At 65.7% G+C, this 12,656-nt stretch carries 12 protein-coding genes; 5 read left to right on the top strand and 7 right to left on the bottom strand.

Annotated features, from left to right (window positions below; genetic code table 11):
• Nucleotides 1-9 precede the first annotated feature (9 nt).
• On the bottom strand, nucleotides 10-1,374 hold the full coding sequence (radA, locus tag VO57_009780; GenBank protein ID XBL68427.1) for a DNA repair protein RadA: 1,365 nt from the start codon (nucleotides 1,372-1,374) through the stop codon (nucleotides 10-12).
• A gap of 86 nt (nucleotides 1,375-1,460) precedes the next feature.
• On the opposite strand from radA, the gene VO57_009785 reads away from it, so the two are divergent.
• Entirely contained in the window at nucleotides 1,461-3,776 is a 2,316-nt protein-coding gene (locus tag VO57_009785) for a patatin-like protein (GenBank protein XBL68428.1), read from the top strand.
• A 24-nt stretch (nucleotides 3,777-3,800) separates the two neighbouring features.
• Here VO57_009785 and dnaJ read toward each other — a convergent pair whose 3' ends face one another.
• Complete coding sequence (dnaJ, locus tag VO57_009790; protein XBL68429.1) at nucleotides 3,801-4,916, bottom strand: molecular chaperone DnaJ; 1,116 nt, start codon at nucleotides 4,914-4,916, stop codon at nucleotides 3,801-3,803.
• Nucleotides 4,917-5,002: 86 nt separating this feature from the next.
• Nucleotides 5,003-6,955: a molecular chaperone DnaK gene (gene dnaK, locus VO57_009795; GenBank protein ID XBL68430.1), complete on the bottom strand. Its 1,953-nt coding sequence runs from the start codon at nucleotides 6,953-6,955 to the stop codon at nucleotides 5,003-5,005.
• 174 nt (nucleotides 6,956-7,129) lie between these two features.
• Here dnaK and VO57_009800 point away from each other — a divergent pair, with 174 nt between their 5' ends.
• The 4 genes from VO57_009800 to VO57_009815 all read left to right on the top strand — a co-directional run bounded on the left by VO57_009800 (nucleotide 7,130) and on the right by VO57_009815 (nucleotide 9,969).
• The gene (locus tag VO57_009800) at nucleotides 7,130-7,594 is read left to right on the top strand and encodes a copper chaperone PCu(A)C (protein XBL68431.1); all 465 of its coding nucleotides are present in this window, start codon (nucleotides 7,130-7,132) and stop codon (nucleotides 7,592-7,594) included.
• A 23-nt stretch (nucleotides 7,595-7,617) separates the two neighbouring features.
• Nucleotides 7,618-8,145, top strand: a complete 528-nt coding sequence (locus VO57_009805; protein XBL68432.1) for a vgr related protein — start codon at nucleotides 7,618-7,620, stop codon at nucleotides 8,143-8,145.
• Nucleotides 8,142-8,714 carry a hypothetical protein gene (locus VO57_009810; protein XBL68433.1) on the top strand — a complete coding sequence of 191 codons (573 nt, stop codon included), beginning with the start codon at nucleotides 8,142-8,144 and terminating at the stop codon, nucleotides 8,712-8,714. The genes VO57_009805 and VO57_009810 overlap by 4 nt, the downstream gene beginning before the upstream one ends.
• Before the next feature lie 91 nt (nucleotides 8,715-8,805).
• A complete protein-coding gene (locus tag VO57_009815) occupies nucleotides 8,806-9,969 on the top strand; it encodes an indoleamine 2,3-dioxygenase (GenBank protein XBL68434.1) in 1,164 nt (387 codons plus the stop codon).
• A 53-nt stretch (nucleotides 9,970-10,022) separates the two neighbouring features.
• Here VO57_009815 and VO57_009820 read toward each other — a convergent pair whose 3' ends face one another.
• From VO57_009820 to VO57_009835, 4 genes are all read right to left on the bottom strand, one after another.
• Complete coding sequence (locus VO57_009820; GenBank protein ID XBL68435.1) at nucleotides 10,023-10,331, bottom strand: glycine zipper domain-containing protein; 309 nt, start codon at nucleotides 10,329-10,331, stop codon at nucleotides 10,023-10,025.
• Nucleotides 10,332-10,402: 71 nt separating this feature from the next.
• Nucleotides 10,403-11,026: a nucleotide exchange factor GrpE gene (grpE, locus tag VO57_009825; GenBank protein XBL68436.1), complete on the bottom strand. Its 624-nt coding sequence runs from the start codon at nucleotides 11,024-11,026 to the stop codon at nucleotides 10,403-10,405.
• 24 nt (nucleotides 11,027-11,050) lie between these two features.
• Nucleotides 11,051-12,091 carry a heat-inducible transcriptional repressor HrcA gene (gene hrcA / locus VO57_009830; protein XBL68437.1) on the bottom strand — a complete coding sequence of 347 codons (1,041 nt, stop codon included), beginning with the start codon at nucleotides 12,089-12,091 and terminating at the stop codon, nucleotides 11,051-11,053.
• A 27-nt stretch (nucleotides 12,092-12,118) separates the two neighbouring features.
• Complete coding sequence (locus VO57_009835) at nucleotides 12,119-12,637, bottom strand: DUF6438 domain-containing protein (protein ID XBL68438.1); 519 nt, start codon at nucleotides 12,635-12,637, stop codon at nucleotides 12,119-12,121.
• Nucleotides 12,638-12,656: the final 19 nt, after the last annotated feature.

Genomic DNA, 12,656 nt, shown 5'->3' on the forward strand with positions numbered 1-12,656 from the left:
ACGCCATTGCTATCGCATCACGCGATCCACCAGTTGCGATAGCTGCCTTATTCCGTCGAATTGAATGCCGCGTGAAGCCTTTTCTTCCATGAATGGGCCCTGCGCGCTCGAAAAACCGAGCTTGGCCGCCTCGCGCAGCCGCAGCCCGCCATGGGCGACCGGGCGGATTTCCCCGGCGAGCGAGACTTCGCCGAACCAGACCGAGCGATCCTTCAGGGGCCGGTCGGCAAGTGCGGAAACCAGCGCAGCGGCCACCGCCAGGTCTGCCGCAGGGTCCGCCAGACGGTATCCGCCCGCGACGTTGAGATAGACCTCCGCCGCGCTGAAATTGAGGCCGCAGCGCGATTCGAGCACCGCCAGCAGCATCGCGAGGCGGCCATTGTCCCATCCCACCACCGCACGGCGCGGGGTCGCGCCCGATTGCAGGCGCACGATCAGCGCCTGAATTTCAACCAGCACGGGCCGCGTGCCTTCCATCGCGGGGAACACCGCGCTGCCCGCGAGCGGCGCGTCGCGCCCGGAGAGGAACAGCATCGACGGGTTCTCGACCTCCTCCAGCCCCTCGGTCGCCATCGCGAACACGCCGATCTCGTCGACCGCGCCGAAGCGGTTCTTGAGCGCGCGCAGGATGCGGTACTGGTGGCTGCGTTCGCCTTCGAAGCTCATCACCACGTCGACCATGTGCTCCAGCACGCGGGGGCCCGCGATATTGCCGTCCTTGGTCACATGGCCGACCAGCACCAGCGCGGTGCCGCGTTCCTTGGCGTAGCGGATCAGTTCGAACGCGCAGCCGCGCACCTGGCTGACCGTGCCCGGCGCGCCCTCGATCGTGTCCGAATACATGGTCTGGATCGAATCGACGACCAGCAGGTCGGGCGCTTCGTCCTGCGCGCCCAGCGTGGTCAGGATGTCGCGCACATTGGTGCTGGAGGCGAGCCGGACCGGCGCATCGGCCAGCCCCAATCGCTCCGCCCGCAGGCGCACCTGCGCGGAGGCTTCCTCGCCGCTGACATAGACGACATCGCCGCCCTTGCGCGCGATCGCGCCCGCGGTTTGCAGCAGCAGGGTGGATTTGCCGATCCCCGGATCGCCGCCGATCAGGATCGCGGCGCCGGGCACCAGCCCGCCACCCAGCGCGCGGTCGAATTCCTTGAGGCCGGTGGTCGCCCGCTCGGGCGGCTTCACCGCATCGCTCAGCGAGACGAATTCGAGCCTGCGCCCGCCGCCCGACAGGTCGTGCTTCTGGCTGAAAACGGTCGCGGGGGCATCCTCCACCAGCGTGTTCCATTCCGCGCAGTCCGGGCATTGTCCCTGCCAGCGCGGCGAGACACCGCCGCAGGCCTGACAAACATAGCGTTTCTTCGGCTTGGCCATGCCACCTCCTTAAGGCGGGGAGTTAGGTGGAACATTAACGGAACGCAAGTTGCTATTCAGCCCCCTCCCCCTCTAGAATATCAACCATGCGGCAAAAGGAATTGAGGATCGGTCTTGTCTGCTACGGCGGGGTCAGCCTCGCCGTTTACATGCATGGCGTGACCAAGGAGGTGTGGAACCTGGCGCGCGCCAGCCGCGACTTCCATACACCCGGCCATTCCAGCCACGGGGTCGCGGGCGAATACCGCCGCCTGCTCGACCTGCTTGCCGACCGCCACGATCTGCGCCTGCGCGTGCTGCCCGACATTTTCAGCGGCGCGAGCGCGGGCGGGATCAACGCGGTGTTTCTGGCGCAGGCGATCTTCTCCGGCCGGTCGCTGGAGCCGCTCACCAACCTGTGGCTCGACAATGCCGATATCGACCGGCTGACCGCCGAGGACGCGCGGCCGGGCTGGCGCTTTGCCAAGGTGTGGGCGCAGCCGCTCGCCACCTTCGTGCTCAGGCGGCCGGGCAATCTGGTGTCCGAAAGCGTCGCGCCAGAGACACGCTCCGAAGTGCGCGAGAAGGTCTCCAAGCTGGTGCGCGGGCGCTGGTTCCAGCCGCCGTTTTCCGGCGAGACGATGTCGCGCATGCTGCTCGAAGCGCTGGAGGCGATGGATGGCTCGCCCGCCGACGGGCCGCTGCTGCCGCCCGGCCACCCGGTCGATCTCTACGTGCCGACGACGGATTTCCACGGCTACCTCGCCCGGCTGCGGCTCAACAGCCCGCCGGTGGTGCTGGAGAGCGAGCATCGCATGCCGATCTCCTTCACCGGGCGCACGCCGGAGCTTGCCGGGGGCTGGCTTGCCGATCCGCTTGAACTGACCTTCGCCGCGCGCGCGACCGCCAGCTTCCCGGGCGCGTTCCCGCCGCTGCAGCTGGGCGAGATCGACACGATCGCGGCGGAGAAGAACCTGTCGTGGCATTCTCGCGACCGGTTCCTGCGGCAGGTGATGCCGGTGCATTGCGATGACGGGACGGCGGAAGGAGTGTCGCTGATCGACGGGTCGGTGCTGGTCAATCGCCCGTTCGAAGGCGCGATCGACGCGCTGCGCGGGCGGCCGGCGGTGCGCGAGGTGGAGCGGCGCTTCGCCTATGTCGATCCGCGGCCCGAGCGATACATGCGCGACAGGGAGAAGATGCGCGCGCCGGTCGGCTTCTTCGAGAATATCTTCGGCTCGCTCTCCACCCTCCCCCGCGAACAGCCGATCCGCGACAACCTGGAGGTTATCGGCGAGCAGTCGCGCCACGCCGCGCGGCTGCAGGCGATGATCACCGAACTGCGCCCGCAGGTGGAGGGCGCGGTCGAAAAGCTGTTCGACCGCACGGTGTTCTTCGACCGGCCCACGCCCAAGCGACTGTCCAACTGGCGCAGAAAAGCGCAGCAGGCGGCGGCGGAACAGGCGGGCTACACCTTCGCGGGCTATGCCGAGCTCAAATATGTCGGGATCGTCGAGCGGATTGCGGAGCTGGCGCGCAAGGCTGCGCCCAGGGATGCCGAGCCCGATCCGCAGGTGCTCGCCGTGGTGCTGCGCGCCTGTCTGCGCGAGCGGGGGCTGGAAACGCTTGGCGGGGCGACCGGCGGGGCGAGCCCGGGGGCGATCGAGTTCTTCCGGACATACGATCTGGCGTTCCGCATCCGCCGCCTGCGCCTGCTCGCCCGTCGCACCGCGCGCGATTGGGAGGCGGACCCGGAGATCCCCAACGAGGCGCTCGATAGCGCGCGCGAGGCGATCTACACGATCCTGTCCGCCTATTTCGAGCGGGACGGCCTCAACCCGATGGGCCCGGAATTTCGCGATCTGGCGCGCAATGCGGTGTCGGACCCGGGCGCGCTGCTCGATCATATTGCGCAGCGGCGCGGGCTGAAGGATCTCGATACGCAGGCCGAAGAGGCGCTGTCGCTCGCGCTGAGCGACATGCCCCGCAGCCTGCGGCGGCGGATGATGTACGCCTATCTGGGCTTCCCGTTCTACGATGTCGCCACGCTGCCGATCCTCGGCACGCAGGGGATGAACGAGTTCGAGCCGGTCAAGGTCGACCGGATCAGCCCCGAAGACGCCCAGGCGATCCGCGAAGGCGGTGCGGCAGAGACGCTGCGGGGAATCGAATTCTACGACTTCGGCGCCTTCTTCAGCCGCGCCTATCGCGAGAACGATTATCTGTGGGGCCGCCTGCATGGCTGCGAGCGGATGATCGACATCGTGCTGTCGACCAGCGACGAGGCGATTCCCTTCGAGGAACGTCGCGCGATCCTGCGCAGCGCCTTCCTCGCGATCATCGAGGAAGAGCGCGAGGCGAAGCGCTGCGCGGACGGAACGCTGAAGGCATTGCGCGACGAGATCGAGGCGCGGTTGGGCTAGCGGGACCCATCCAGCTGCGGGGCGTCAGGCCCCGAAGGCGTCCTTGATCCGGTCGAAGAAGCCGCGGCTTTCGGGGCATTCCTCGCCCGTTTCGGTCTCGCTGAATTCTTCGAGGATTTCGCGCTGGCGCTTGGTCAGCTTGGTCGGCGTTTCCACCGTGATTTCCGCGACCAGATCGCCCCGACCGCGACCCTGCAGCACGGGCATGCCCGCACCGCGACGGCGCAATTGCTTGCCCGACTGGATGCCGGCGGGAATCTCGATCGTGTTGGTCGACCCGTCGAGGTCGGGAATCTCGACCTTGCCGCCCAGCGCGGCGGTCGTGAAGCTGATCGGCACGCGCGCGATCAGGTTCGATCCGTCGCGCGCGAACACGCTGTGCGCGCGGATGTGGATGAAGATGTAGAGATCGCCCGGAGGCGCGCCGCGCGGGCCTGCCTCGCCCTTGCCGGACAGGCGGATGCGGGTGCCGGTATCGACGCCCGGCGGAATATCGACCGAGAGCGACTGCGGCGCATCGACGCGCCCGTCACCGCGACAATTGCGGCACGGGGTCTCGATCACCTCGCCGCGACCGTGGCAATTGGGGCATGGCCGCTCGACCACGAACAGGCCCTGCTGCGCCCGCACCTTGCCGTAGCCCGCGCACATGTTGCACGCCCGCGTGCCGGTGCCCGGCTCCGCGCCGGAGCCGGTGCACACCTCGCATTGCTGCGAGACTTCGATTTCGATGGTGGTCGACTTGCCGTGGAAGGCCTCCTCCAGCGTGATCTCGAGGTCGTAGCGCAGGTCCGCCCCGCGCCGTGCGCCCTGGCGCATTCCGCCAAAGGCGCTGCCGAAGATCGTTTCGAAGATATCGCCGATATCGCCGAAGTCGGCCTGATGACCGCCACGGCCGCCACCCCCGCCCTGCTGGAAGGCGGCGTGGCCGTACTGGTCGTAGGCGGCGCGTTTCTGAGGGTCTTTCAACACCTCGTAAGCAGCGCCGATCGCCTTGAAGCGCGCCTCAGCCTCGGCATCGCCTGGGTTGCGATCGGGGTGATACTGCATCGCCATCTTGCGATAGGCAGCCTTGATCGCCGCCGCATCCGCATCGCGCGAGACGCCAAGCAATTCGTAAAGATCGGGTTCGGAAGCCATTATTCAGAGCACCGGTGCAACAAACATAGGCGGGCCCGCGCAGGCCGGGTGGTCTGCGCGGAGCCCGTTTCTCATGACCGTCCGGCTCAGGACCGGTCGGCGTTGTCGCTGTCGCCAGCGCTGTCGTCTACTTCGGAGAACTCGGCGTCGACCACGTCTTCGTCCTGCGAGGACGATGCGCCTGCATCGCCGGCCTGCCCGGCATCTGCGCCGCCGCTGGCCTGTTCCTTCTCGTAGATCTGCTGGCCCATCTTCATGGCCACTTCGGTAAGCGCCTGAGCCTTCGCATTGATCGCGTCGACATCATCGCCTTCGAGCGCGGTCTTGGTCTCGGCGATCGCTGCCTCGACATCGGACTTGAGCGAAGCGTCGATCTTGTCGCCGTTTTCCTGAACCTGCTTCTCGGTCGCGTGGACCAGGTTATCGGCCTGGTTGCGCGCCTCGGCAGCTTCGCGACGCTTCTTGTCCTCTTCGGCGAAGCGTTCGGCGTCCTTGACCATCGATTCGATGTCGTTGTCCGACAGACCGCCCGAGGCCTGGATGCGGATCTGCTGTTCCTTGCCCGTGCCCTTGTCCTTGGCGGACACGTTCACGATGCCGTTGGCGTCGATGTCGAAGGTGACTTCCACCTGCGGTACGCCGCGCGGTGCAGGCGGGATGCCGACCAGATCGAACTGGCCGAGCAGCTTGTTGTCGCCCGCCATCTCGCGCTCGCCCTGGAACACGCGGATCGTCACCGCCTGCTGGTTGTCCTCGGCGGTCGAATAGACCTGCGTCTTCTTGGTCGGGATCGTCGTGTTGCGGTCGATCATCTTGGTCATGATGCCGCCCAGCGTCTCGATACCCAGCGACAGCGGCGTCACGTCGAGCAGCAGCACGTCCTTGACGTCGCCCTGAAGGACGCCGGCCTGGATCGCTGCACCCATGGCGACGACTTCGTCGGGGTTCACGCCGGTGTGCGGCTTCTTGCCGAAGAATTCTTCCACGACTTCGCGGACCTTGGGCATGCGGGTCATCCCGCCGACCAGGATCACTTCGTCGACTTCACCGGTCTTCATGCCGGCATCTTCGAGCGCCTTCTTGCACGGGTCGAGCGTGCGCTTGACGAGGTCGCCGACGAGCTGTTCCAGCTTGGAGCGGGTCAGCGTTTCAACGAGGTGCAGCGGCGTGGAGCTGCCGCCTTCCATGCGCGCGGTGATGAAGGGCAGGTTCACTTCGGTCTGCTGCGCGCTCGAAAGCTCGATCTTCGCCTTTTCGGCGGCTTCCTTGAGGCGCTGCAGGGCCAGCTTGTCCTGCTTCAAATCCATGTTTTCCTTGGATTTGAACTGCTCGGCCAGATATTCGACGATCGCGCTGTCGAAGTCTTCACCGCCGAGGAAGGTGTCGCCGTTGGTCGACTTCACCTCGAACACGCCGTCGCCGACTTCGAGGATCGAGATGTCGAACGTACCGCCGCCAAGGTCGTAGACCGCGATGGTCTTGTTCTCGTCCTTGTCGAGGCCGTAGGCGAGCGCCGCCGCGGTCGGCTCGTTGATGATGCGCAGGACTTCGAGGCCTGCGATCTGGCCGGCGTCCTTGGTCGCCTGACGCTGCGCGTCGTTGAAGTAGGCAGGCACGGTGATGACCGCCTGCGTCACGTTCTCGCCAAGATAGCTCTCGGCGGTTTCCTTCATCTTCTGCAGGATGAAGGCGGAAATCTGGCTGGGCGAATACTTGTCGCCGCCCGCTTCGACCCATGCATCGCCATTGTTGCCCTTGACGATGTTGTAGGGGACCAGCTCCATGTCCTTCTTGGTCATGGGGTCTTCGAACCGACGGCCGATCAGGCGCTTCACCGCGAAGACGGTGTTGTCCGGGTTGGTGACGGCCTGGCGCTTGGCCGGCTGGCCGATCAGGCGCTCGCCATCCTTGGTGAAGGCCACGATCGAGGGCGTGGTGCGTGCACCTTCCGCATTCTCGATGACCTTGGGCTTGCCCCCATCCATGACCGCGACACACGAGTTCGTCGTACCGAGGTCGATACCAATTACTTTTGCCATGATACCCCGCATCCGTTTGGCTATGTTGGACACTGCCCTTCGCGACACCCCCGTCAGTGGGCGATGCCGCTCGGCAGCTCTGGTTGAGCCGCGGATATAGGTGCGCTTGTTCTTGGCACAAGAGATGCCAGCGCCTAGTCGTCAGGCGGGACACAAACCTGGGAGGAGCCTGACATGAAATCGATTTACCTCGCCTGCGCACTTGGCCTTGGTGCCGTGACACTGGCCGGATGCGATCAGAAACCCGCCGAGGAAGAGGTTGCAGCCGCACCGCTGACCGCGAGCGAAGGCAAGCTGTTCCTGCCGGCGGTCTCAGGCAATCCGGGGGCGGTCTATTTCAAGCTGGAGAACCCGGGCGACCGGGCGATTTCGGTCCGCAAGGCCGAAGTGGAAGGCGCGGGAAGCGCGGAATTGCACGACTATATGGAATATGACGATACCGAGATGGGATCGATCGGCGTGGTCACCGTGCAGCCGGGCGAAACCGTCTCCTTCGAACCGGGCGGCAAGCACGTGATGGCGTTCGACCTCTCGCCCGAGCTCAAGCCCGAAAGCGTCACCTCGGTCACCCTGACCATGGCCGGGGGCAAGACCATGGCGTTCGATGTCGACGTGCTGCCCGCCGACGCGGAACGCTGAAGCGCGATCAATCGACGAGCGTCATGGATCACCCGATAGATGCCGAGACGCATGAAGCCCGCGTCGCTCCCTGCCCTGCGGGTGGGGAGCGGCGGCTGACGCCGGGCGAGGTGGCGCTGGCGCAATCGGTGTTCGGCACCGCGATCGATTATCGCAAGGTCACCATCCGGCGGCGCAAGTGGGCGTTCTTCCAGCCGAAGAACACCACCATGGCCCCGCGCGGCCACCTGCATTTCCACCCGGATGCGGCAGGATATTGCGACGATTTTTCCGCCGGAAATCACCATTCGCAGGGCCATTTCATACATGAGATGACGCATGTGTGGCAGACCCAGACCAGGGGCGAGTGGTACCTGCCGCTCCACCGCCATCCCTGGTGCCGCTACGACTACAGCATCAAACCGGGCTGGGGCCTCGAAAAATACGGGATCGAGCAGCAGGCGGAGATCGTGAAGCACGCCTTCTGGCTGAGGAACGGCGTGCGCGTGGCAGGCATCGCCAGCCGCGAGACCTATGATCTGCTGGTGCGCTTTCCCGGGGCAAAGCCTTGACCGATTACGAGTTTATCTTCGCGCTCTATGCGCTGCTCCTCGGCCTCTCGCTGGTCGAAATTCTCTCCGGCCTCGGGCGCACGCTGGAATTGCGTTTCGCGAGCGATGCTGGGGGTGAGCGGTTCTCGATCGGCTGGCTGACACCGCTGCTCGCCGTGTTCGTCATCCTCGACCTGCTGTCGTTCTGGATGTTCTCGTGGACGGTGCGCGATGTGATGGCGGTCAATCCCGCCACGCTGCTCGCCGTAGTCGGCTTCGCGAGCGCCTATTACCTCGCGGCAAGGCTCGTGTTCCCCGGCGACCCGGAGCGGTTCCGCGATCTCGACACGCATTATTTCCGCGTCTGCCGCACGGTGATGGGGATGCTGATCGCGCTGGTCGTCGTGCAGTGGGCGTTTCTGCTCGGCCTGCCGCAGCTGCGCGAGAACTTGCTGTCCCCGATCGTCATATGGATGACCGCATTGTTCGTGGGCCTGATGGGCACGCTGATGTTCGTCCGAAACCGGCAGGTTCACGCGGTGCTGCTGGTCGCGCTGATCGTCCGCTATCTGGTGATCTATCTGCGGTGACGTAGCGTCATGGCTTGAGCGGCCCCGCGCCGCTTGTTAGTCGATGCGCCGTCCGGGCGGCCCAACCCGCGCCCGGCGAATGGTCCCAACAATGGAGCTGAGCAATTACGGCATGTCGCGGGAACGCGGCTACCTTTCGCATTACGAAATCGACACGATCACCCTCCCCACCCAGTTCGCCCCGATCGTGGAAGCGGCAGGCAATCTTTCCGCCCTGCTGACCACCGGCCGAGTACGCCACTGGCTGGACGCGCTGCCTGATCCGCAGATCGGCGAATGGGCCAAGGACGCGCCCGAGGAAGAGGTCCGCACCGCGATGGTGCACTATTCCTTCCTGGTGCAGGCCTACGTGTGGGGCGAGGACGATCCCCCCGCGCACCTTCCCGCCAATCTCGCCCGCCCGATGGTCGCGCTGGCCGACCGGCTCGGCCAGGCGCCGCTGCTGCCCTATTCGGGCTACGTGCTCGACAACTGGTACCGGCTCGACAAATCCGGCCCGGTCACGCTCGACAATATCGCGATGCACCAGAACTTTCTCGGCGGTGCGGACGAGAACTGGTTCGTGCTGGTCCACGTCGCGATCGAGGCCGAGGCGGGCGTGCTGCTCGACAATGCGGCGAAGCTGGTCACCGTGTGCCGCGATGGCGACGAAGATACCGCGCTCACCCTGCTGCGCGAGATGGATGAGGCGTGGGAGCGGATCTACGCCCACTTCGCGCGGATGCCCGAGCGGTGCGATCCGTACGTCTATTTCCACCGGGTGCGCCCCTATATCCACGGCTGGGCGAACAACCCGGCGCTGGACGGCGGACTGATCTATGAAGGCATCGAACGGTTCGGCGGCAAGCCGCAGGCGTTTCGCGGGCAGACCGGGTCGCAGTCCTCCATCGTCCCAGCGATGGATGCGCTGTTCCAGGTCGGCCACAGCGACGACCCGCTCAAGAGCTTCCTCGACGAGCTGCACGCGTATCGACCGGTCGAGCATCGGCGCTTCATCGAAGACCTCGCCGCGCAATCGACGCTGCGCAGCTTCGTCGCCGACAGTCGCAATGCGGCGCTGAAGGAAGCGTTCAACGCCTGCCTCGAACAGGCTGCGCGATTCCGCACGCGGCATCTCGAATATGCGGCGAGCTACATCAACAAGCAGGCGGGCAGCATCGCGGGGAACGACCCCGATGTCGGCACCGGCGGCACACCGTTCATGAAGTATCTCAAGAAACACCGCGACGAGAACCGCGCGCAGGTGGTCGACTGATACGAAAAGGGCCGCCCTTCGCGGGGCGGCCCTTCATTCAACGCATTGCGAGATCAGCGACGCGGATCGGCCGGATAGCCGCGGGTGCCGAAGCAATCCTCGTCCAGATAGCCGTCGCGGTCGTAACCGTCGCAGCGGTCGTTCTTGTCGACGAAATAGCCTGCCAGCGCACCGGCGGCGGCACCGGCGAGTGCGTAGCGGGCAATATCGCCACCCGTCACGGCCGCGAGGCCGGCACCGGCTGCGGCGCCCGCAAGGCCGCCTTCAGCCGAGTAGTTTTCCGCACACGCGCTGAGCGAGAGGGCGGAAATCATCGCCACTGGGATGAGGGCGAAACGGGTCTTGCTTTTGTTGGCAATCATCGGGGGTCTCTCCTTGCACCTTGTGCTGGGTGAAAGCCCCGATAACGCTGTTTTGTTCCGCAGGTTTACGCTCAGTCCGGCTTCTTCGCGACACCGACCAGCGCAGGGCGCAGCAGACGATCTCGGATCAGATAGCCGGCCTGCATCTCCTGGACGACGGTGCCCGGCTCGGCCTCATCGTTGGGGATTTCCATCATCGCCTGATGAACGTTGGGATCGAGGGGCAGGCCCATCGCAGCCACGCGCGTCACGCCATGCTGGCCGAACACGCGGTCGAGCTCACGCTGGGTCGCTTCGATCCCGGCGATCAGCCCCTTGAACTTGCCGTCTTCGCGCAGCTCTTCGGGGATGGAATCGATCGCGCGCGACAGGTTGTCCGAAACCGACAGGATGTCGCGGGCAAAGCCGGTCGCCGAATAGGCGCGCGTGTCGGCAATGTCCTTTTCCATGCGGCGGCGCACGTTCTGCGTCTCGGCGCGGGCATAGAGCACTTCCTGCCGCGCGGTCTCCAGCTCTTCGTTGAGCTTCGCGACCGTTTCGGCAAGCTTGGCTACGCCCTGCTCGCTCTCGTCGTCGCCATCGTCGCCCTGGTCGCGCAGGTGTTCGGGAACGCCTGCCAACTCACGTTCGGCTTCCGCGTCGAGCGTGCTATCTTCGCGGACAGGCTCGTCCTTGGGATCATGTTCGTCTTGCATAGTCTTTACGTGAATTCTGCCCTGTTAGCCGGTCAATCGGCCCAGTGATTGTGCGGTGAAATCCACCATGGGAACGATGCGCGCGTAGTTCAAGCGCGTGGGGCCGATAACCCCCAGTACCCCCACGATGTTCCCCTCGCGATCGCGGAAGGGTGAGGCGATAACAGACGACCCGCTGAGCGCGAAGAGGCGATTTTCGCTGCCTATGTAGATCCGCGTAGCCTGCGCCGTGCGCGCGCGCTCCAGCACCTCGGCCACCGCCTGCTTGTTCTCCAGCTCGTCGAGCAGTTGGCGCACCCGCTCGACATCGCCGACCGCTTCGTCGTCGAGCAGCTTGGCCTGTCCGCGCACGATCAGCACCGGGTTGCGATCGGGCGCCTCGCTCCACATCGCGATCCCGCGCCGGACCAGATTACTGCTCGCCGCGTCCAGCGCGCTGCGCCCGCTGTCGATCTCGTTCTCGATTTCCTTCAGCGCTTCGCCAAGGCTGCGATTGGCGAGGCGGGCGGAAAGATAGTTGGATGCCCGGTCGAGCGTGGCGCTGTCGACCCCGTCGAGTTCGATCAGCCGGTTCTCGATCTGCCCGTTCGCATCGACCAGCACCGCGAGCGCGCGCGCGGCGTCCAGCGGGACGAAGCTCATCTGCGCCAGCCGCCGCTCCGCCGTGGGCACGAACACCATGCCCGCCGCGCCCGACAGGTCGGACAGCATAGCACTGGCCGCCTCCAGCCGCGCTTCCAGCGGGCCGGGATCGCCCAGCTTGGCCTCGATCGCTCGGCGCTCGTCCTCGCTCGGCTGGGTGATCTGCATCATCCCGTCGACGAACAGGCGTAGGCCCGTCTCGGTCGGCTTGCGCCCGGCGGACACATGCGGCGCGGCCAGCAGGCCCAGCTTTTCGAGATCTGCCAGCACGCTGCGGATGGAAGCGGGCGAGAGGTCGACCGCCCCACCCTCGGACAGCGTCTTCGATCCGACCGGCTGCCCCGTCGCCAGATACTGCTCCACCACCACGCGAAAGATGTCGCGCGTCCGGGCGGTCAGTTCGGTTAGCGGCGGGGTGCTCATGCTCGGTGGTTCAGCCTTGTTCGCAGCTCATCTGTTCTGGTCGTAAATCTGGCGGTTCTCGGCGGTGCCGACAAGGTCGTCCACGGGCAGTTCCTGCCAGGCCTGGTAGAGCGCGTCGCGGTTCTCGGCGAGGCCGGGCTGGCGGCAGCCCATGTACCAGTTCAGCGTAACCGGCTGTTTGCCCGCTTCGTGCCAGGTGATTTTTACCGACGGGGAGTCGGTCGCCACGGGGCCGTCGCAATTCTCGTATCCGTACTCGACAGAACTTTCCGGGCGGAACGGCGCGAGCCGCCGGGCGAAGGCCTCGACCTCATCCGGGCTGGCGGTGAAGGATGCTGCGCCCTTTTGCTGCACGAAACGCTCGCCGCGATAAGTCCCTGCACCATCCTGCGCCACGGAGAGTGTGAAGGACGGGCAGAAGCCGAAGCACGGGGTCACGGCGTAGTCGATTTTCTCGACCGGCGCCGTACTGCCGGGGCCTGTTGCAGGCGTGACGCAGCCTGCGATGGCGAGGGGCAGCGCGCAAATCGATAAAGTACGGATCATCCGGGATGCCTTTCGTAAC

It is taken from the genome of Citromicrobium bathyomarinum (assembly GCA_001306305.2).
Taxonomy (GTDB): Bacteria; Pseudomonadota; Alphaproteobacteria; order Sphingomonadales; family Sphingomonadaceae; genus Alteriqipengyuania; species Alteriqipengyuania bathyomarina.